Here is a 20,883-nt window from a genome sequence, read left to right on the forward strand (position 1 = left end):
GCCCAGCTCCGGAGCCTCCGACACCCCACAGGGGGTGCCAACCGTCCGCCGACTAGCGGAGGCCGGGCACGTTCAGGACGATCAGCTCGGTGTCGTCCGCGCGGCCCGGAATACGGCCGTCATTGCCGGGGAAGTTGTTGTCGTTGGCCACGAGCACGCGGTCGCCGCCGAGTGGGAGCACCGACTCGACGGACTGGAGCGGAAAGCTGAAGAGCTTGCCCACGCCGTACTCGTTGGGCCGCGCCGGGGTGGAGACGCCGTGCGGGTCGGCCACGCGCATCAGGTCGACCGCGGTGCGGCGGCCCAGGTAACCGTCGGCGCCCACCTCGTCCAGGTCGGTGACCACGAGGCGCTTGACCACCGACTGCGGGCCCATCGCGTTGTCCCGCTCGATCAGCACGAGCCGGCGGCCGTTGAGCACGCCCGCGTCACCGACCACGAGGGACGGATCGGCGACCCGGAACCACCACGTGCGGCCGGTGTACTGGTTGGCGCGCACGTCGAACTCGTACACGATGCGGCGGCGCTGGTCGGCGTCGTCGGCCTTGGCGCCCTCCAGGATGGGGTACAGCCACTTGCCGTCCCGGCTCACCGCCATCGCCTCGAAGCCGCGGCTGGCCGGCACCGTCGGCGTCTCGCCCGGCGCCAGGTCGGGCGACTGCGGCGACTTGGCACCGTCCGGCAGCGGGATCGGGGCCTGGAGCACCTTGCCGGTCTTGTCCACGCGGATCAGGTACGGGCCGAACTCGTCGCCCAGCCACAGGTCGCCCCGGTAGTCCCGGGCCAGCGACTCGATGTCGAAGTCGGCGCCGGTCAGCAGCCGCTCCGGGGTGTTTTCGTTGGTGATCGGAAACGGTACCTTGCGGCCGGGGTCGCGGAAGCTGATGAAGCCCTTTACCGCCACCCCGTGCTCACGCCAGTCGGGCTCCACGTAGTAGGCCCGCAGCAGGAAGTCGGCCGAGTTGTTCTTCGCGCCGAAGCCGTTGTCGGGCATCGCGAGCAGGCGGTCGCCCGGCGCCGTGCTGGCTGCGCTCCTCGGACCGGACCCCGCGGGCCCCGGCGCCTGGATCACCGCCGAGAAGCCGGGGATCGGCTGGCCCGGGAAGGGCGGCGTGATCCCGTTGACCGGGGTGGGCGCGAGCTGGGTGCCGGAGACAGGACCCGGCTGATAAGCCGTCGCGGACAGGATCGCGCGGCTCTTGAGCACCGGCTGGGGCGCAGCTTCACGGAGAGCGCGTACACCCGGGTGGTCTGTGTGGCGCTGCCGTTGTCGTCGGAGAGCAGCCACAGCAGGCGGCGGCCGCCCGGCAGCGTCTCGCCGAGCGCCATCGCCTCTATGTTGTCCAGCAGCGGGTTGGGCTGCGGCTGCTTGGCCACCGCACCCGAGGGCGGGCAGTCGGCGATGTCGACGAGCAGCTCCTTGCCCAGCCACGCGCGGGTGTCGGTGAGCGAGGTGAGCGAGGCGACGCCGGTCAGGTCCGGCGCGCCGGTCGCGGTGACCTGGTACACCCGGACGGTGTTGCCCACGCCCGCGGTGAAGCCGCGCTCCAGCGCCAGCAGCTGATCGTCGCCGAGCGCGACGAGCTCGACGAGGCCGAGGTTGGGGTCGGTCTTGTAGGCGAGCTGGGAGACCGGGGTGTACGAGGTGCCGTTCCAGCTGCGGTACTCGATGATGCGCTGCAGGCCACGGCCCTGGGCGTTGCGGCCGTCCGCGGACAGCGGCCCCTCCATGCCGGCGTAGAGCGTGCGGCGGTCGGGGGTGGCGGTGAGCGACTCGAAGGTCTGGTTGACCGCGGCCTCACCGGCCGGCGTGACCTGGAAGCGCGCCGGCACCGGCAGGCTGGCCAGCTCGCGGCCGTCGGAGAGGCGGAAGCGCCGGATCGACGGCTCCCGCTCGGAGCTGGCCAGCACCGTCTTGCCACCGCGCTCGACGACAAGGCCCTCGCCGTCGAAGTCGCCGCCGTTGTACGGCGTGCCGTCCGCTCGCGTGAGCACTGTGACACCGCGCACCTCGGCGGAGACGCCACGCTTGCCGGCGTCGAGGTCCACGTCGTACACCCGGGCAGGAGTGGTGCCGATGTTGTCGACCAGCGCGAACCCGCGCGACGAGCCGGTCAGCGCGAGGGCGGAGAGGCCGGACACCGCGGTGCCAGCGAAGGTGGTCTTGTCGAGGGCGTCGGAGAAACCGACCAGGGACGCGTCGGGAGCGCAGGCCGCACCGCTGGGCGGCGGCCACCCCGCCGAGGCGGAGGACGCGGGGAGCGCCGGGAGCACCGCGGCCGTGGCCACCGCGACGGCGGCGGCACGTACGCGCTTCGAGGAGGTCATCACCGCCTGATGCAAACCCCTGCCGGGCGCCGAGGTGGAACACCGGGCCGAACGGCACGTGAACTCTGGAGATCCGTCGGGGTCTGTTATTGGTATCCGCGGATCTGTTTGAACACGCCGGCCAGCGAGCCGCTGCGGGCGTCGAAGGTGCGGCCGCCGCTGATGCGGGCGACCTCGGTCATCTCTTGGACGTTGCCCTCGCCGAAGAGCAGCGTGAAGATCGGCACCGCCTTGAGCTTCGCGGGGAGCTTGGCGTGGTAGCTCTTGAAGGCGGGGAGCTTGGCGCCCACCGTCCGTTCGCCGTCGGTGAGCAGCACCACCGACGTGAAGCGGTTGGGTTCGGCGGCGTCGAGCTGCCTGGCCAGCTCCAGCGCGCGGCTGAGCGCGTCGTAGATGGCGGTGTCGCCGGCGGCGGCGAGGCCGCGCACGTAGCCGCGGATCTGGTTGGTGACCGGCTGCCGGTTGGCGGTGGGCAGGTCGAAGCGGCGCGGTGACTTCGGCGCGGTGCTGAACGCCAGCATGATGACCTGCTCGCGCCCGTTGAAGCGGGTCAGCTCCCCGGACAGCGAGATGTCCGCGCCGGAGAGGCCGAGCAGCGCGGCCTGCAGTCCCTTGATGCGGGCGCCCTTCATCGAGCCGGAGACGTCGAGCACGTAGATGGTGCGTGCCGGCTTGCGCAGGGTGTCGCCGAAGCCGGTGAGCAGCGCGGTGGCGTCGTCGTACCGGGCCGGGAACGGCAGCTCGACAAGGCCGCCGCTGGCGGGGCCGAAGGATGCGGCCAGCTCGATGCCGGGCACGGCCGGCCGCCGGTGCGTGGTCTCCATGATCTTGCGTTGGGTAGAGGGGCGGCGCAGGTAGTCCGCGACCGCGGCGTAGTTGGTGCGGGCCTGCTCAGAGGTGCCGGCCAGCAGCGTGAGCGGGTAGTCGGCGGTGACGACGCCGTCGGCCGGGTAGACGACGGTCAGCGGCTCCTTGAGCGCGCCGGCGGCGTTCAGCGAGAGCAGTACCGACTCGTAGTTGACCAGGCCGTCGACGGGAGCGCCGCCGGACTGCCGCTGCACATACGCGTCGGCGAGCCAGCCGGACGACCCGGCGGTCAGCGACTGACCGGCGAAGAAGGACTGCAGCCGCGGCGTGAGCGCGGAGATCTCGCCACTGGTCAGGGCCCGCCCGGTCCCGGCGAGCGCGGCGGCGACGCCGACCAGGGCGGAGTAGCCGGAGTTGGAGGCCGCGGGGTTGGTCATGCCGTAGGTGAACCTGCCCGCGCCGGCCGCCTCCGCGATCTCGCTCCACGTTGGACGGTGCTGGTCCCAGCCGAGCTCCTTTGCCTTGCCGGCACGCAGTCCGAGCACGACGGGGGAGTTGGCCACCTTGGTGCTGACGTCGATGCGGCCGGACGCCTGCGGGTGCAGCTCGAGGTAGCGGTTGTTGGAGAACCAGATGGCGTCCTGGTCGCGCACGGCGGTGCCGGCGGCGACCTTCTCCATCCCGTCGAGCGTGCCGATCTCGGAGAGCTTGACCGTCACGCCGGTGGCGGACTTGACGTCGTCGAGGATCGGCTGGAGGTCGTTCAGCTCGCTGCCGGCGAGCACGCGCAAGGTGCCGGAGCCCTTCTTGAACGGGCCTTCGGATGCCTGCGGTGTGGGCGTGTCGCAAGCGGCGGCAAGTAGCAGCGCGGCGAGCGGAAGTGCCAGGGAACGTCGCACGGTTGTCCTTGTCATGGTCGGAGGCGCTGGTCGAGCGTCGTGAGGAGGGAGTCGACGACCTCGGGCGCGGGCGCGGGGACGATGTCGGTGAGCTTGGCGGGCAGCGCCGCGCCGCCGGCCGGCACGCGGGCCAGCACCGCGGCGACGGAGGCCTCGTCGGGGTACGGAAGCCGTGCTCGGCGGCGAGCCGCAGCAGCGCCGGGTCGGTGGTGAGCAGGCGCCCCACCTCGTCGCCGGCCTCGTCGAACGCGACGACCGTGTGCCCGCTCGGCGTGGTGGGCGCCAGGTAGAGCAGCGTCGCGTTGCCCGGCAGGTTTCCGGCCTGCGCCGCGTCGACGTACTGGGCTTCGTAGACGAGCACCAGCGGCGTGTAGTTGAGGCCCTGGGCGAGGTACTTCTCGAACGGCTCCTCCGTGGACCGCTCCAGCCCGCCCTGGTCCGTGAAGAGCTCGACCACCTCGTCAAGCGCCGCGGCGCCGCCGCCCAGCTGCTGCAGCGCCAGCCACGCGTACACGCCGGCGGAGTTGGAGTCGCCAGGGTGGGTGGTGGTCACCAGCACGTCCCGCCGGGCCGGGTACGCCACGTTGCCCTTGAGCTGGTCCCAGCGGACGTCCCGCTTCGCCAGGTCGAGGTACTTGCCGAGGTCGAGCACCCAGTACCCCTCGGGCGCGCGGTGTACCACCCCCTGCGTGGCGAGCAGGTCGGCGATCGGTGTGAACGTGGCTACGGAAAGCGGCGACCAGAACGGCGTGAAGGTGCCGGTGGACGCGCGTGCCTGCTCGACCCGCCGGGCCGCCTGCTCGCTGCCCGGAAACGCGAAGTCGTACCTGTCGAGGGGGACCGTGGTGGCCATCTCCCGCGAACCGCGCGAATCGGTCTCGACCCGCAGGCCGTGGCTGGCGAACGCGTCTTTCACCCGCTGGTCGGCGAAGAAGAGCGCCTTCTCGGATCCGACCACACCGCGCACCGTGTCCAGGCGGTCGACGCCGAGGTGCCAGCCGACGCCGGCACCCACGCTGGCCAGCACGACCACTGTCGCGATGATGATCCAATGGCGCTTCACGGCCTGATGGTGGGTGCGGTGGGAATCCGCGACAGTTGACAGTTGGTGAATTCCCGGTGAATGGATAATTGGGGTCGCCTTGGTTGTGCTGGCCCATTTCCACTCGCGATATTGGCGCAATGGATCTTACAGCCAACCGGCGCCAGGTGCTGGCGGGCGCGGTCGCAGCGGTGGGTGCCTCCACCCTCGCGACCGGCTCGGCCCGCCCCGCGTCGGCGCATGGTTCAGACACGGCCACGCCGTTTCCGCTGGGCGTGGCGAGCGGTGATCCGCTTCCGGACGCCGTGGTCCTGTGGACACGACTGATCCGCGACCGGCGCTCGTCCCGCCCGGTCCAGGTGGGTTGGCAGGTGGCCAAGGACGAGCGGTTCCGGCGCGTGGTCCGCTCCGGCTCCGCGTGGGCGCGCCCCGAGCTGGCTCATTCGGTACACGTGGACGCGCGCGGCCTCGAGCCCGGCCGCGAGTACTTCTACCGCTTCAAGGCCGAGGGGCACCTGAGCCCCGTCGGCCGTACCCGGACCGCGCCGCACCGCTTCGCCCGGCCGGACCACCTGCGCTTCGGCGTGGCCAGCTGCCAGGACCTGCAGAACGGCTACTGGCCGGCGTACTGGGGCCTTGCCGACGAGGACTTCGACGTCGTGTTCCACCTCGGCGACTACATCTACGAGTACGACCCGGACAGCCGCTTCGCGGACCGGCGGCACACCACGCCGCAGACCCTCGGGCTGGATCAACTGCGCACATTGGACGACTACCGCAACCGGCACGCGCAGTACAAGGGTGACCCCGCCCTGCGCGCCGCCCACGCCGCCGGTGCCTGGGTGGTGACGTGGGACGACCACGAGACCGAAAACAACTACGCCGACCTTGTCGACGAGCTCGACTCGGGCGCGGCGCACCAGACGCCGCAGGAGTTCTCCCGGCAGCGGGCCGCGGCGTACCAGGCGTACTACGAGCACATGCCGATCCGTGCCCACCTGCGGCCCGGCAGGGACGGGATGCGGATCTACCGGCGCTTCGACTTCGGGCTGCTGGCCCGGGTCAACGTGCTGGACACCCGGCAGTACCGCACCGACCAGCCAGGGCCGGGCGACCTCGGCCCCGAGCCCTTCGGCGCCGGCAACACCGCGGGCTCGCTGACCGGTGACGAGCAGGAGCGGTGGCTGGCGCGCGGCCTGCTGCACTCGCCGGCCCGCTGGAACGTCATCGCCCAGCAGGTCATGATGAGCCGCACCCGCTTTCCCAACCCGACCGGGCAGCCACCGCCCACGGTGGTCAACCTCGACCAGTGGGACGGGTACATGCCGCAGCGCGAGCGACTGCTGCGGCTGCTCGCGGACGAGAGGGTGGACAACCCGGTGGTCCTCGCCGGCGACATCCACTCCACCTGGATCAGCGACCTCAAGCTGGACTTCGACGACCCGGCCTCGCCGGTGGTCGCGGCCGAGTTCGTCGGTACCTCGATCAGCTCGGACTTTCCGGTCGCCTTCGACGCACCGCTAAAGCAGGCCAACCCGCTGCTCAACCCCCACGTGCGCTACTTCGACGGCCTGAAGCGGGGCTACCTGCGCTGCGACGTGACGCGGGAGTCGTGGCGAACCGACGTCCGGGTGGTGGACACGATCGACGTGCCCCAGGCGCCGGTCCGCACCTCGGCGTCGTTCGCCGTCGAGGCGGGCCGCCCGGGAGTGGTTTCCGCTTGATCGGCTGGGGTGTGGCGGACGTGCCGCTCGGGTACCACGTCGACATGACCGCCACACCCTCCGGTGCCGCCGGCGCCGTCGTGGCCTACCTGCGCGCCCAGCGCCGCGCCATCGCCGAAAACGAGGCCGGGGTACGCGCCGGTGACGAAGACGCCGTACATGACATGCGGGTGGCGATCCGGCGCACCCGGAGCACGCTGAGGTCGTTTCGGGGCATGTGGGACCGCGAGCGGGTGGACGCGCTGCGCGGTGAGCTCAAGTGGCTCGCCGACCGCCTCGGGCCGGTGCGCGACGGCCAGGTGATGGTCGCCCGGCTCGCCGAGGCGGTGCGGGCCGAGCCGCGCCAGCTCGTCGTCGGCCCGGTCGAGGCGCGCATCCACCAGCACCTCGGCCACGACACCTCGGACGCGCTGGAGCGGGTCCGCGGTGCGCTCGACGGTGACCGGTACCCCGCGATGCTGGCCGAGTTCGACGCGGTCGTCGAAGCCGCCGAGGACCAGGGCGACGGGTGGGTGCGCAAGCGGGTCCGCAAGGCGGTGCGCCGCGCCGACCGCATGCTGGACGGCGCGGACGCGCCGGAGCACCACGAGCGGGACATCCAGCTGCACGAGGCGCGTAAGGCGTACAAACGGGCGCGCTACGCGGCTGAGCCGTTCGACCGCAAACCCGCCCGAAGGTTGGCCAAGAGCCTCAAGGCGCTGCAGGACGTGCTCGGTGTGCACCAGGACACCGTGGTCACCCGCGCGGTGCTGCGGGAGCTTGGCATGCGGTCGTTCCGGGAGGGTGGCAACTCGTTCACCTACGGGCTGTTGCACGCCCGCCAGCAGGCCGCGGGCGAAGAGGCGCTGACCGACCTGCCCAGCGCGACCAAGCGGGCGCGCCGCAAGAAGCTGCGCGGCTGGCTCGGGTGACCGGTCCCGTTCACCTGTTGTGTGTCTGGCGCGCGGCTCGCATTGACGCGGCGGTCGCGCGGGCTGAATAGACCCTCGGTGTGACCCGAGCCCGTGCCAGCCTCGCCGTCCTGTCCGCTCTCGCCGTCGCCGCGCTGACCGCGGTCGCGTTTCCGGCGCCCGCCCAGGCGGCCCCGCTCGGCAGCGTGCGGCTCTCCGCGAGCAAAGGCACCGTCGACCAGACGCCGATCTTTGCCACCGCCTCCGCCGCCAAGCCGTGCCCGTCCGGGTTCGGCCAGGACGCCGCGGTCCGGATCGGGCCGCCGGGTGGCCCGTACCAGAACGTCGCCACGCCCCTGCGGGACGGCGGGTACGACAAGAAGGCGGTTTCGGTCAAGCCCAACCGTTCGTTCGCCAGGGCGATCGGTGGCGCACCGGCCGCCGGCGAATGGTGGGTCGTGGTGGAGTGCTGGAGCCTGACGCAGGGCCGCCACCCCGACCTTTTCATCACTCCGCTCACCGTCACCGGCAAGGAGTGGAAACTGGGGCAGCCGGCCAGCGGTGCGTCGCTCGACTCGCCGCCGCCGCCCAGGCCGACCGTGCCGCTGACCGGTCCGAGTGGTTCGGCGGCACCCTCCACCGCATCGCCGGCCCTGGCCGATGCCACGACGCCGCCGGCGGTGCCCGACCCGGAGTTGGCCGCCAACAACCGGTCCGGCGCCGCTTCTCCGCTGGCGAGCGCGCTTTGGGTGGGCGGTGTGGTGTTGGTCGTGGCCGTGGTGGGTGCGGTGGCTCTGCTTACCCGACGGCGTCGTTCCAATTGACCGAACGGTGGATACGCCCTTACCCGCTGTTCACCTCTTGCATGTCCGGCGTGAGTCTTCGCCTGCGAACGCGGACATCGTCCGTGTCGAGGCTGATCTCACTGGTCGGGCACGTTGGGGAGCGCGGTCAGCCTTGCGTACCACGGTGCGCATTGCGGAAGGGATCAAAGGTGCAGCACTCACGGTTCGTGTTTCTCGCCGCGCCGATGCCCGAGTCGAAGGACGGCGACGGGACCGAAGGCATTCTTTGGATGCTTGTTTCGCCGAACAACCGTCCGCTCGGCCGTGGCACGACTTACCACGAGACATACAGTTCCTGCCGCCAGTCGGTCCTGGACCTCCAGGCCAACTGCGACCGGGTGAAGCCGGTCGAGACAACCGTCGAGCTGACCGGCCAATGGTCGTGGCGCATCGAGCTCGACGGTGAGTCGGTGGCTGTGTCCAGCCGCTCCTACCTACGGGCGCGGGAGTGTGCGTACAACCTCGAGCGTTTCCTCGAGGCGGTGCCCAAGGCCGAAGTCGTCGCGGGCACGCGAAGTGTCCGGCGGGGCCGCCGCCGGGCGGTCGTCGCGGAGACTCCGCCGCGGCTCGGCCGAGAGCTGCGGAACGCGGGCTGATGACCGCAACGCCCACCGACCCGCCGATCACGCACGTACCGTCCACACCGGAGGGTCCTGCGGACAGGCCGCGACGGATCCGTGAGCGGCGACCGCCGTCGGACGTGGTTTTCCGGGGTCTCGCGCGCGCCGGCGGCACGGTCGTGCTCGCGATCATGTTGCTGGTCGGCATCTTTCTCACCCGGGACGCGCTGCCCGCGTGGCGCGAGGCCGGCCTCGGCTTCCTGACCACGCAGGCGTGGGACCCGCAGGGCGGCGACTTCGGCGTCGCGGGCGTGCTCGTCGGCACGGTGCTCATCGGTTCGGTGGCGATCAGCGTCGCGGTGCCGCTGGCGCTCGGCTCGGCGCTCTACATCTCCGAGTACGCACCGGGCCGGATCAAGCCGCTGCTCGTCAACCTCGTCGACCTGATGGCCGCGGTGCCGAGCGTGGTCTACGGGATCTGGGGCCTTTTCCTGCTGCAGCCGAAGATCCTGGTCGTCGGCGAGCAGGGTGACGGCCTGCCGCGGTGGCTGGCGACGTACTTCGGATGGATCCCGCTCTTTCAGGTCGACGACTACAACCCGCGTGACCCGCTGGCGAGCCCGACGTCCCTGACCGCGTCGACGTTCGTCGCCGGACTCGTGGTGGCAATGATGGTCACCCCGATCATCGCCTCGATCATGCGCGAGGTCTTCTCGCAGGCCCCGCTCGGCGAGCGCGAGGGTGCCTTCGCCCTCGGCGCCACCAAGTGGGGGATGATCCGCTCGGTCGTCCTGCCCTTCGGGCGCGGCGGCATGATCGGCGGCACGATGCTCGGCCTCGGCCGGGCGCTCGGCGAGACCATCGGCGTGTACCTCGTCATCTCGGTGGTCTTCGTGATCCAACCGCACATCCTGCAGAACGGCGGCGGCTCGATCTCGGCGCTCATCGCGCTGCGGTACGCGGAGGACGTCGGCGTCGGCTTCGCCGCGCTCATGGCCGCCGGTCTCGTGCTCTTCGCCGTGACGCTGATCGTCAACTTCGGCGCCGGCATCATCATCAGCCGCAGCCGCTCGGGCGCGGCGAGCGAGGTGTAGGGCGATGACGACACAGGTGCGGTCCGCGCCCGCGGCCGACCCGCTGGCCGCGGAGACGACCCTGCCACGCACCTCCGACGAGCCGGCCGGCCCGGAAGTGCGCCGCTCGACCAGAACGACCCGACGCACCGATATCTTCGCGCTGCTCGGTGCGGCGGCGTCCGCCGTGTGCCTGGCCGCGGTGGTCTTCACTCAGGTGGCGCCGTTCGACGGGGTGCTCGGCTTCGCCGTCCTGTCGTACGGGCTGTTTCTCGGCGTCTACGCGCTGCTGGTCTCGCTCGACGAGTCGGGACCGGCCGTGCGCGACAGGCTCGCCGCGGCGGTGATCCACAGCCTCGCCCTCCTCATGCTGCTCGCGCTCGTGGTGGTCGTGGTCTTCACGCTCGTACGCGGTCGGCACGCGCTGGCACACCTCAACTTCTACTACGAGGACATGCGCTCGGCCGGGCCGCTGCAGCCGCTCGACGTGGGCGGCGTACGCCACGCGATGATCGGCACGCTGGAGCAGATCAGCATCGCGCTGGCGATCACGATGCCGCTCGGCGTGATCGGCGCGGTGTTCCTCAGCGAGCTGCCCGGGTCGTACAGCCGTTTCGTGCGCACGATCGTGGAGGCGATGACGGCATTGCCGTCCATTGTGGCCGGTCTGTTCGTGTACGGCACGATCATCCTCACGCTGGGAATGCCGCTGTCCGGGCTGGCCGGCGCGATCGCGTTGAGCGTGATGATGTTGCCGATCATCATCCGCGCGGCCGACGTCGTGATCCGGCTGGTGCCCGGGTCGCTGCGCGAGGCGTCGCTCGCGCTCGGCGCCTCGCAGTGGCGCACGATCTGGCACGTGGTCCTGCCGACCGCGCGGTCCGGAATCACCACCGCGGTCATCCTGGGTACGGCGCGCGGCATCGGCGAGACGTCACCCGTCCTGCTCACCGTCGGCGCGACCGCGGTCACCAACCTCGATCCGACCGGCAACCCGCAGATGTCCCTGCCGCTGCTGACATTCCAGCTGGTGCGGACGCCGTCCGACACCATGATTTCGCGCGGTTTCGGCGCCGCGGCCGTGCTGATGACGCTCGTGCTGTTTCTCTTCGTGCTCGCCCGCCTCATCGGTGGCCGGGTCCCGGGCCAGCTCAGCCGCGGCCAGCGGCGCCGCCGGGTCCGCGCCTCCCGCCGTGACGCGGTGCGGTTCGCCGCGCGCGAACGTGCCCGCCTCGGGCGGGCCGCTTTGGACCAACCGACAGTAGGGAACTGAGCGAATGACCAGACAGTGGACCGGCGCGACCCACCGCCTGGCCCGCGCCGTCGCCGCCACCTTCGCGGTGATGCTGGTGTTTTCGGCGGCACCGCCCGCACCGGCGTCGGCCGCGCCGAGAAAAGTGCCCATCAACGGGGCGGGCTCGACGTGGAGCTCCAACGCGATCGACAACTGGCGGCGCAACGTCGCGCGCAGCATCACGGTCAACTACAACGCGAGCGGCTCGACCGACGGCCGCAACCGGTACAAGCAAGGCACTGTCGACTTCGGAGTGTCCGAGATCCCGTACGGAATGGCGGACCGGTTCGCCGGCACCGACCCGGCGCCGACGCGCAGCTACGCCTACATGCCGATCGTCGCCGGCGGCACGGCGTTCATGTACAACCTGCGGATCGGCGGCCGGCGCGTGACGAACCTCCGGCTGTCCGGCGATGTGATCGCGAAGATCTTCACCGGCGTCATCAAGCGGTGGAACGATCCGGCGATCGTGGCGGACAACCCGGGGCTCACCATGCCGGCGCGTTCGATCGTGCCGGTCGTACGCCAGGACGGCTCGGGTACGAGCGCGCAGTTCACGCTCTGGATGAGCAAGGAACACGGCTCGGTCTGGGACGCGTACTGCCGCAAGTTCAACAAGCCGTCCCCGTGCGGCCTCACCTCGCAGTACCCGTACCGGTCGAACGAGGGCTTCATCGGGCAGACGGGTTCGAACGGTGTCTCGGGCTACGTCTCGCAGGGCAACGCGGAAGGCTCGATCACGTACGTCGAATACTCGTACGCCAAGAACGCGCGCTTTCCGGTGGTCAAGGTGTTGAACCAGGCCGGTTACTACACCGAGCCGACCGCGTCCAACGTGGCGGTCGCGCTGACCAAGGCCCGGATCAACACCAACCAGAGCAGCGCGAGCTACCTGACGCAGATCCTCGACGACGTGTACGACTTCAACGACCCGCGGACCTACCCGCTGTCGTCGTACTCCTACATGATCATCCCGGTCGGTGCGATCGACGTCGACACCATGACCCTGGACAAGGGGTACACGCTCAGCCTCTTCGCCTACTACTTCCTCTGCGAGGGCCAGCAGCAGGCGGACACGCTCGGCTACTCACCGCTGCCGAGAAACCTCGTCGACGCCGGGGTCAGGCAGGTGCACCGCATACCCGGCGCGGAAAAGCGCAACCTCGACGCGGCCGGCTGCAACAACCCCACGTTCCGCGGCGGCCGAAACGTCCTGCTCGACAACGCGCCGCGGCCGCTCGCGTGCGACAAGAAAGGCTCGACACAGAACCCGGCCGGCACGGCCGGCGCGCCCGAGCAGACCCCGGTCAAGGCGTCGGCCCGGTGCACCACCTCGGGCTCCGGCAGCGGCAACGGCAACAACAACGGTGGCGCGAATGCCACCACCGGTCCGACTCCAACGGCGACCGGCGGTCCCGGCGCCACGACCGGGCCGATCGACCCGGACACCGGTCTTCCGGCCGGTAACGGCGATGGCGGCGGCGCCGGTGACGGCGAGCAGGTCGCGGCGGTACCCGTGTCGCTCGACGGCGAGGGTGGCTGGCGCCTGCGGCACACCGTGATGGTCATCGCCGGACTCGTCTTCCTGGGGCTGATCCTCGGCCCTCCGCTGCTCGCCAACGCGCTGCGCGGGCGCCGGAACGACGGGGGACCGGTGTGAGCCGGCGGACGGTCGCCTCGATCCTTGTGGCGCTCGTCGCCGCGGGCGGGCTCTTCGTCATCGAGCCGGCGCCGGAGCCGGCGAAGGGTGCTCCGGAGGCCGGCGGCAGCGGCGGCTCGTCGGTGATCGTCACCGGCCGGAAGCAGGGCTTCGAAGACTTCACGAACCTCGCCCTCACGGTGTCGAAGACGCGAAACCTCACAAACGAGGCGATCGCGATCACCTGGACCGGTGCCACGCCCACACCCCGCACCTCGCAGCTGGCCACCGACTTCCTCCAGTTCATGCAGTGCTGGGGCAACCCGGAGGCGAAGGACTTCCGGGAGACGTGCGCTTTCGGCATGGACCTCGACAAGCCGGCGCTCATCGGCTCGGGTGGTTTCGAGTCGACGGCACAGGCCGGCCGGCGCGCCATCTACAAGGGCGACGGGCAGGTCTACCCCATCCGCGACCCGGACGAGACACCGGAGAAGACAGGTGTGCGGGCCGACGCGAGGATGGTGCCCTTCAAGACGGTGACCGGTGAACGGTCCCGGGACGGGAGCGCGGCCGAGCCGTACGGCACGGTCTTCGACCCGAGCGCCGGTACGCGCCCGGAAGAAGACTTCGACGTCATGGGCAGGTTTCTGGCCAAGGAAACCACAAACGAGTACCCGTACGCGCTGACCGCTGCCGACGGCACGGGTCGGGTCATCTTCGAGGTGCAGAACGACCGCCTCGCGCCGAACCTCGGTTGTGGCGCGCCGTACCCGGCGCCGAGCGGCCAGCAGGAGCCGCGCCCGTGCTACCTCGTGATCGTCCCAAGAGGACACCACAACCCGTACAACGGGGAGAACGTCAGCCCCCGGCAGGCTGCGGTGCACGGGTCGCCGTTCACGCCGGCGCTGTGGCAGCACCGGATCGTCGTGCCGCTCCAGTTCGCACCGGTCGAGGGTGGGTGCTCGCTGGACAAGGCGGAGCGGCGCACGGCCGGTACCGAGGCCGTCGCCGAGGCGGTGACCTCCTGGCAGCCGGTGCTCTGCGCCAACGACGGCCCGGTCTTCGGCTACTCCGCCATCAGCGACTTCGAGGCGGCACAGCAGGTCACCAGCCCGTCCGGGAGCGCGCCCGGCCTCGTATACAGCGCAGACCCGGTCCCCTCCAGCAACCCGCCACTGGTGCACGCCCCGGCGACGCTGAGCAGCACGGTCGTCGCCATCAACATCGACTACAACATCATCAACCCGCTGCACGTCAGCGGCCAGCCGCCGCCGGACGAAGTCCAACGGCGGCACGGGCTGGCGGTGACCGACCTGAAGCTGACGCCGCGGCTCCTGGCCAAGCTGCTGACCCAGAGCTACCAGAACGACACGTTGACCCCGCTGGCGGCCGCGCCGCACAGCATCCGGTACGACGAGGAGTTTCTGGACCTCAACCCGGACTTCCGGTACTGGGGCCGGGAGCGCAGCGCCACGCTCGCCGGCCTGATCGTCTCGGTCGGCAACTCCGCGGCCGCCCGCGACCTCTGGCGCTGGATCCTCAGCGATCCGGACGCCAAGGCGTGGGTGCAGGGCCAGCGCGACGACGGGCAGGGCATGTGGGTCAACCCGGCGTACAAGGACCTGTTCGCGACTCCACAAGAGACATTCCCGAAGTCCGACCCCGGCTGCTACCGGGAGACGCGCTTCGAACCCATCCAGGGGCGCAACGTCGAGTTTCCGCTCTGCACGCTAGACAAGTGGCCCTACATGGGGTCGATGAGCGAGGCGGCGCTGCAGACGCTGCGCGCGGCGACGAAGGGCAAGGAGCAGCCGCTGCGGCCGGATCCCAACAACCCCGGCGACGCCACCCCGTGCTGCCGCTACGCGGACATGGCGCGAAAGTCACCGGGATCGCGGTTCGTCATGTCGATTACCGACTCGGCATCCGCCGCGAAGTACGGCCTTTTCACCGCACAGCTCTGCAAGACCAAGCGGGACAGCGCCGGCAACTATGTCGCGGACGACTGCCGGGCGCCCACGCGCGAGGCGGTGACGGCCGCGGCCGCGACGGCGGTGGCGAGCGAGGTGCGGGGCGCCAGCGTCATCGACCCGGTGAAGGCGTGGGCCACGCCGGGCGCGTATCCGCTGACCTCCGTCTCCTACGCGGTCGCGGACACCAGCGAGCCCGCGGCGGCCCGGAAGGAGTACGCCAGGCTGATGCGGTACGCCGCCGGCGCCGGCCAGGACCCGGGCGAGGCGTGGGGCCAGCTGCCGGAAGGCTACGTCCCGCTGCCCGCGGCCCTGCGTGAACAGGCGATGGTGTCGGCCAGCCAGCTGGAAAACTGGGTATCGCCGACAACGCCGGCGCCCACCGGCGGCGATCCGGGATCCGGCGACCCGAGCCCGGGAGCGACGCCGCCGGCGCCGGCCGGCGTGCCCAGCGGCGGGCTGACCCCGTCGGCCGCCACGCCCGCACCCGGCACACCGCCGGTGGCCGCCCCCGCCGCGCAGGCGACGCAGGGCAGTCCACTGGGGATCATCCGGTTCATTCTGATCGCCGCGTTGTTGATGGGTCTCGTCGGCGGAATCGCCGGCCCGATCCTGCAGCGATTCGCCGTTCGGACGGGGCGCAAATGACCGTTCGACCGGCGAGGAGAGAGTTCGCCAGCCGCTGTTCATCCGGCCTACGTGTTGGCGAGAGACATACGCGCGAAACGTTTGTCTGGCATCGGTTTCGACGGCCAGTGCCCCGACGCGACGATGGCTCCGGCTCGTCGGGCATGGAGGCGAGTCTGAGTGTCTTGCCCGGAGGGTCTGGCTCAACGGCTCAGCCCGCCAGCCAGACCTCTGAGTCCCGCAGAAAGGGAGCACACATGAAGGTCAAGACCATCGGCAGAGTGGCGGTGGCCGGCCTGGGTGCCGCTGTCGCTCTGGTCGTGGCGGCCAGTCCGGCCGTCGCCGACCCGGACCCCGCCACGGAGTTCCGCCAGCTCGCCGGTGTCGGCTCGGACACCACGCAGGACCTCGGCAACGGCCTCGGTGAGGCGCTCGGTGCCGGTGACCTTGTCGCGTCGTGGGACGCCCGTCCGCCGGCCGGCGGTACGACGACCATCAAGACGAAGTCGACCGGCTGCTCGTTCCAGCGGCCCAACGGCTCGGGTCAGGGCCGCCAGGCGCTGCGCGCGTCGCAGGGCGAGGACCTCGACGGTGCCGGCCCCGGCACGGCGGGCCAGTTTCCGGCGGCGACCGGCGTCAACATCCAGGGCTGTGTCGACTTCGCCCGCTCTTCCAGCTACGGCGGCGGCAGCACCCCGTCGAACACCGGTGCCTACACCTACATCCCCGCGGGTGTCGACGCCGTGACGCTGGCCGTGCACCAGGACGGCGATCTGCCGTTCGGTTGGTCGTTCGCCCAGATCCAGCGCGTCTACAAGTGCTTCGACACGCGGGTCGCCGGCAACACCGTGGTGCCGCGGATGATCCAGACCGGCTCCGGCACCTGGGAGTTCTGGATCCAGCCGGCCCGTATGGCGATCACCGAAAACGAGATCAACGCCGGTGACTACCCCTGCATGGCGGTGGACCACGACAACAACATCTCCACCCCGGCGGTCCCGGTGCACCCGCGGGTGCAGGAGCACGACGGCACGGTGCTCACCGGCAACCTGACCCACGTGATTCCGTTCTCCATCGGCCAGTTCGTGGCCCAGGGCAACCACGCGGCGATCGAGGCGGCACTCCCGCCGGTGGTCGTCGCCGACCGTCGCGGTCCGACCCAGCCGGTCGCGATGAGCACCACCACGCAGGCCACCACGCAGCCGGTCGTCGGCGGCGTGCTGAACGTCAACTTCCCGGTGCCCTTCCGCCGGGACGTGTACAACGTGGTGCCCACGGCCAACCTCACCAACCCGCTCGTCCAGAGCACGTTCGTCGGCACCGGTTCGCAGGTCTGCAGCGACACGGTGACCGTCAACGGCCAGCAGCGTCGGGTCGTCGAGCTGTTCGGCTTCGGCTACCGCGGGACGCTCAACAGCCCGCTCGAGGCCAACTGCGGCTACACCGACCTGCGGTTCAACAGCTGACCAAGCGGCAGCACTGAGGTCCGGGTGGCCCGCCGAGGCCGCCCGGACCGCTCGGCGTCCCTCAACCGGAGGAAATGAGCGATGAGAAGGCAACGGCGTCGCAACTGGTTCGCGCTCGCGTTGGCGGCACTCCTGTCCAGCGGCGTGCTGGCGACCGGCGTCGTCCTCACGCTCGCCGCGCCGGCGCAGGCAGCGTCCCTCGGCGCGATCACGATCACCCCGACCAGCGGCAGCGTCACCGGCAGCCCCATGTTCGCCAGCGCGGCGTCCTCGGCGCCGTGCCCGAGCGGGTACGGCGAGAACGCGGGCCTGCGGGTGGGACCGGTGAACGGTGAGTACCAGAACCTGGCCCGCGCACTGGGCGGCGGCGGATACGACCAGGCGCCCGTGACGATCGAGCCGAACCGGTCGCTCCAGGCGGCGCTCGGCGCGGCGCCGGCGGCCACCAGCTACACGATCATCATCGAGTGCTTCAGCCTGACGGCGGGCCGCCACCCCGACCAGTTCGAGCTGCCGATCATCATCTGCGGTACGACGTGGACGACCGCGCCGAGCTGTGGCGCCGCGGCACAGACGAGCACGGCGCTCGCGGTCGCGCCGACCGGCAAGATCGAGGAAGGGACGCCGGTCACGCTGACCGCCACCGTGACCCCACCCGCCGCCGCGGGGTCCGTGCAGTTCATGCGCAAGATCGGCTCGCAGGCGGCGGAGCCGGTCGGAGAGCCGGTACCGGTCGGCGCGGACGGCAAAGCCACCCTCGCGGACGCGATCCTGCCCGGTGCCGTCGCGGGGCCCACCGAAGCCGACGTCAAGTACGACGTGACCGCCGTCTTCAGCCCGGCCGACGCGAACGCCCACTTCGGCTCGACGTCGAGCGCCTCGCAGGTCACCGTCTACCGTGGACGGTACCCGATCGAGGTCACGCTGGCGTCGGACAAGACGAGCCCGCAGCCGGGCGGTACGGCGATCGTGCTGACCGCGACCACGGACCGCCCCGACATCACCGGCGAGGTCCGGTTCACCAGCCAGAAGACGGACGGCGGCAGCGCGGACGAGCAGGACATCGGCGAGCCGCAGGACGTGACGACCGGCACCGCCTCGGTCACCGCCAGCGGCCTGACCGCCGGTGTGTACGTGCTGAAAGCCACGTTCACCCCGTCGGACACCGTCGGCTTCCGCGCCCAGAACCTGCCGACGCTGCCGTTCACCATCCAGGCCGGGTCCGGCTCCGCGGAGAACACGACGACGACGTTGGCGGCCAACCCCGACTCGCAGCAGGTGGAGGGGAGCGCGGTCACGCTGACCGCCGGCGTGGCGCCGAGCGCCGCGGCGGGGACCGTCAGGTTCATGGACGGCGCCACACAGATCGGCGACGCGGTCAGCGTGGCGAACGGCACCGCGACCGTCAGCACGAGCACGCTCGCCGCCGGTAGCCACACGCTCACCGCCGTCTTCACGCCCACCGACAGCGCCGCGTACAACGCCTCCACGTCTGCACCGAAGGCGTACCAGATCACGGCCAACGGCGATGGGGACGGGGATGGTGACGGGGATGGCGATGGAGACGGGGATGGTGACGGCGATGGGGATGGTGACGGGGACGGGGACGGTGACGGTGACGGGGATGGCAACGGCTCGTTGGCCAGCACCGGCACGCCGCTCATCGCCATCGGCGCCTCGGGCCTCGCGCTGATCGGCACCGGCACCGGGTTCATGCTCCTGACCCGCCGCCGCCGGCCCGAGCCCGGACCCGTCAGCTGGCCGGAAGACCCGGAATGACCATCACGATCGAGCCGCCGCCGGCCGCGAGCCCTCCTCGCGAGCCGTCCGCGCCGAGCCCGCCACCGTCCGCGCCGTCGCCGCAGCCGCAGCCGGCTCCGTCACCGCCGCCGCGACCGGGGCCGCCCGTGGTCAGCCTCGCGCTCCAGCTGCCCGGCATCGCGCTGAGCATCCTCGCCGCGGTGGCGCTGGGCTTCGTCGTGCACCTGACGCTGCTTTCGCAGGTGCAGTACGAGCGCAACCAGCAGACGGCCTTCGCCGACTTCCGGGCCGAGCTGGCGCGGGGCACGGCGCCGGTCGGTCAGACGCGGCTGGAGTTCGCGGACGGGGCCGAAGAGGGTACCGAGCACCTCGTCAGCCCCGGCTCGGCTGTCGCGGTACTGCGAATCCCCGCCATCGGCCTGCGGACCGTCGTGTTCGAAGGCACGACCGGCGAAGTGCTGCAGCTCGGTCCCGGGCACCGCCGTGACAGCGTCCTACCTGGACAGACCGGGACGGCGGTGGTGATGGGCCGGCGGGCGGCGTACGGCGGCCCGTTCCGCGACCTGGACCTGCTCCTGCCCGGCGACCGGATCACCGTGACGACCGGACAGGGCGAGCACGAGTACCGGGTGATCGGGCTGCGCCATCCCGGCGAGCCCGCACCGCCCCCGCTGGCCGCCGGCAAGGGCCGGATGACGCTGGTGACGGCGGGCGGCGACCCGTTCATCCCGCAGGACATCCTGCGCGTCGACGCCGATCTGGTCAGCCCCACCCAGCCGACGCCGGCCCGCAAGTTCGGCGCGACGTCGCTGCCGCCCGCGGAAGCCGCACTGGCCACCGATTCGGGCGCCTGGACGCCGCTCATGCTGTGGGGTCAGGCGCTGCTGCTCGCCACGCTGGGAGTCACCTATCTGCGCGCCCGTTGGGGTGGATGGCAGGCGTGGATCGTCGGTGCTCCCGTCCTGCTCGCCCTGGGGTTGGCCATCGCCGACCAGGCCGCGCGACTGCTGCCCAACCTCCTGTAGCGGTCTAGAAAGGACAGTGCCGTGACTCAGATCGACGACGCGACAATGGTCGACCTCGGTCCGCCGGTCGCCGCGACGGCGCCCGTGCCGCGGCGGGACGCCAGCGGCCTGGCGAGCCTGGACGCGCGGTCCATCTCCGCCTGGTTCGGCGACCACAAGGTGCTCGACCGTGTGTCGCTCACCATGCCGGCGGGCAAGGTGACCGCGCTGATCGGGCCGTCGGGCTGTGGCAAGTCGACGTTCCTGCGGATCCTCAACCGGATGCACGAGCTCGTGCCGAGCGCGTCGCTCGCCGGTGAGGTTCTGCTCGACGGCCGCGACCTCTACTCGGCGGAGCGCCGCATCACCGACGCCCGCCGGCAGGTGGGCATGGTGTTTCAAAAGCCCAACCCTTTCCCGGCGATGTCGATTTACGACAACGTCGTGGCGGGGCTGAAGCTCACGGGTACCAGGGTCTCCCGCGGCGAACGGGACGACCTCGTGGAGGAGACGCTGACCAAGGCGGGCCTGTGGAAGGAGGTTCGCGACCGGCTGCGCCAGCCCGGTGGCGCGCTCTCCGGCGGGCAGCAGCAGCGGCTCTGCATCGCGCGTTCACTGGCGGTACGCCCGCGCGTGCTGCTGATGGACGAGCCGTGCTCCGCGCTGGATCCGACGTCGACGCGGCGCATCGAGGAGACCATCGCGGAGCTTGTACACGAGGTGACGATCGTGATCGTCACGCACAACATGCAGCAGGCCGCACGGGTTTCGCACCTGTGCGCGTTCTTCCTGGCGTCACAGGGCACGCCGGGGGTGATCGTGGAGCACGGGCCGACGCCGGCGATGTTCGACCACCCTCAGGACCCCCGCACCTCCGACTACGTCCATGGTCGTTTCGGCTGAGAATCGCTCGTCCATCCAGGCCCGACCGTCCGAATGGTCTTTGCGCGACGC

The 20,883-nt window shown here is 71.0% G+C and carries 17 protein-coding genes; 13 read left to right on the forward strand and 4 right to left on the reverse strand.

Annotated features, from left to right (window positions below; all coding sequences use genetic code 11):
* Window positions 1-52: 52 nt before the first annotated feature.
* From Phou_RS54115 to Phou_RS54820, 4 genes are all read right to left on the reverse strand, one after another.
* On the reverse strand, window positions 53-994 hold the full coding sequence (locus Phou_RS54115; protein WP_246274665.1) for an esterase-like activity of phytase family protein: 942 nt from the start codon (window positions 992-994) through the stop codon (window positions 53-55).
* Between the two features lie 74 nt (window positions 995-1,068).
* Window positions 1,069-2,328: an esterase-like activity of phytase family protein gene (locus tag Phou_RS54120; protein WP_246274669.1), complete on the reverse strand. Its 1,260-nt coding sequence runs from the start codon at window positions 2,326-2,328 to the stop codon at window positions 1,069-1,071.
* 86 nt (window positions 2,329-2,414) lie between these two features.
* Window positions 2,415-4,034 carry a VWA domain-containing protein gene (locus Phou_RS46070; protein ID WP_173070461.1) on the reverse strand — a complete coding sequence of 540 codons (1,620 nt, stop codon included), beginning with the start codon at window positions 4,032-4,034 and terminating at the stop codon, window positions 2,415-2,417.
* A gap of 11 nt (window positions 4,035-4,045) precedes the next feature.
* Window positions 4,046-4,171 (reverse strand): hypothetical protein, encoded by a 126-nt coding sequence (locus tag Phou_RS54820; RefSeq protein WP_281365192.1) that lies wholly within the window; start codon window positions 4,169-4,171, stop codon window positions 4,046-4,048.
* A 582-nt stretch (window positions 4,172-4,753) separates the two neighbouring features.
* On the opposite strand from Phou_RS54820, the gene Phou_RS46075 reads away from it, so the two are divergent.
* From Phou_RS46075 to Phou_RS46135, 13 genes are all read left to right on the forward strand, one after another.
* Window positions 4,754-5,104, forward strand: coding sequence for a hypothetical protein (locus Phou_RS46075; protein WP_173070463.1), 351 nt, complete (start codon window positions 4,754-4,756; stop codon window positions 5,102-5,104).
* Between the two features lie 112 nt (window positions 5,105-5,216).
* The gene (locus Phou_RS46080; protein ID WP_173070465.1) at window positions 5,217-6,800 is read left to right on the forward strand and encodes an alkaline phosphatase D family protein; all 1,584 of its coding nucleotides are present in this window, start codon (window positions 5,217-5,219) and stop codon (window positions 6,798-6,800) included.
* Entirely contained in the window at window positions 6,797-7,711 is a 915-nt protein-coding gene (locus Phou_RS46085; RefSeq protein ID WP_173070467.1) for a CHAD domain-containing protein, read from the forward strand. The genes Phou_RS46080 and Phou_RS46085 overlap by 4 nt, the downstream gene beginning before the upstream one ends.
* An 80-nt stretch (window positions 7,712-7,791) precedes the next feature.
* A complete protein-coding gene (locus Phou_RS46090) occupies window positions 7,792-8,514 on the forward strand; it encodes a hypothetical protein (protein ID WP_173070469.1) in 723 nt (240 codons plus the stop codon).
* Between the two features lie 188 nt (window positions 8,515-8,702).
* Window positions 8,703-9,131 (forward strand): hypothetical protein, encoded by a 429-nt coding sequence (locus Phou_RS46095; protein WP_173070471.1) that lies wholly within the window; start codon window positions 8,703-8,705, stop codon window positions 9,129-9,131.
* The gene (gene pstC, locus Phou_RS46100; protein ID WP_173070473.1) at window positions 9,131-10,189 is read left to right on the forward strand and encodes a phosphate ABC transporter permease subunit PstC; all 1,059 of its coding nucleotides are present in this window, start codon (window positions 9,131-9,133) and stop codon (window positions 10,187-10,189) included. Before Phou_RS46095 ends, pstC begins: the two co-directional genes overlap by 1 nt.
* 4 nt (window positions 10,190-10,193) lie before the next feature.
* Complete coding sequence (gene pstA, locus Phou_RS46105; RefSeq protein WP_173070475.1) at window positions 10,194-11,441, forward strand: phosphate ABC transporter permease PstA; 1,248 nt, start codon at window positions 10,194-10,196, stop codon at window positions 11,439-11,441.
* Window positions 11,442-11,445: 4 nt separating this feature from the next.
* Window positions 11,446-13,122: a phosphate ABC transporter substrate-binding protein PstS gene (locus Phou_RS46110; protein WP_173070477.1), complete on the forward strand. Its 1,677-nt coding sequence runs from the start codon at window positions 11,446-11,448 to the stop codon at window positions 13,120-13,122.
* Window positions 13,119-15,719 carry a hypothetical protein gene (locus Phou_RS46115; RefSeq protein ID WP_173070479.1) on the forward strand — a complete coding sequence of 867 codons (2,601 nt, stop codon included), beginning with the start codon at window positions 13,119-13,121 and terminating at the stop codon, window positions 15,717-15,719. The genes Phou_RS46110 and Phou_RS46115 overlap by 4 nt, the downstream gene beginning before the upstream one ends.
* Window positions 15,720-15,955: 236 nt before the next feature.
* Complete coding sequence (locus Phou_RS46120) at window positions 15,956-17,164, forward strand: hypothetical protein (RefSeq protein ID WP_173070481.1); 1,209 nt, start codon at window positions 15,956-15,958, stop codon at window positions 17,162-17,164.
* 81 nt (window positions 17,165-17,245) lie between these two features.
* Window positions 17,246-18,943: an Ig-like domain-containing protein gene (locus tag Phou_RS46125; protein ID WP_173070483.1), complete on the forward strand. Its 1,698-nt coding sequence runs from the start codon at window positions 17,246-17,248 to the stop codon at window positions 18,941-18,943.
* Window positions 18,940-19,950, forward strand: coding sequence for a sortase (locus Phou_RS46130; RefSeq protein ID WP_178135023.1), 1,011 nt, complete (start codon window positions 18,940-18,942; stop codon window positions 19,948-19,950). The genes Phou_RS46125 and Phou_RS46130 overlap by 4 nt, the downstream gene beginning before the upstream one ends.
* A gap of 21 nt (window positions 19,951-19,971) precedes the next feature.
* A complete protein-coding gene (locus Phou_RS46135; RefSeq protein ID WP_371872273.1) occupies window positions 19,972-20,832 on the forward strand; it encodes a phosphate ABC transporter ATP-binding protein in 861 nt (286 codons plus the stop codon).
* Window positions 20,833-20,883: the final 51 nt, after the last annotated feature.

It is taken from the genome of Phytohabitans houttuyneae, assembly GCF_011764425.1.
GTDB classification, from domain to species: Bacteria; Actinomycetota; Actinomycetes; order Mycobacteriales; family Micromonosporaceae; genus Phytohabitans; species Phytohabitans houttuyneae.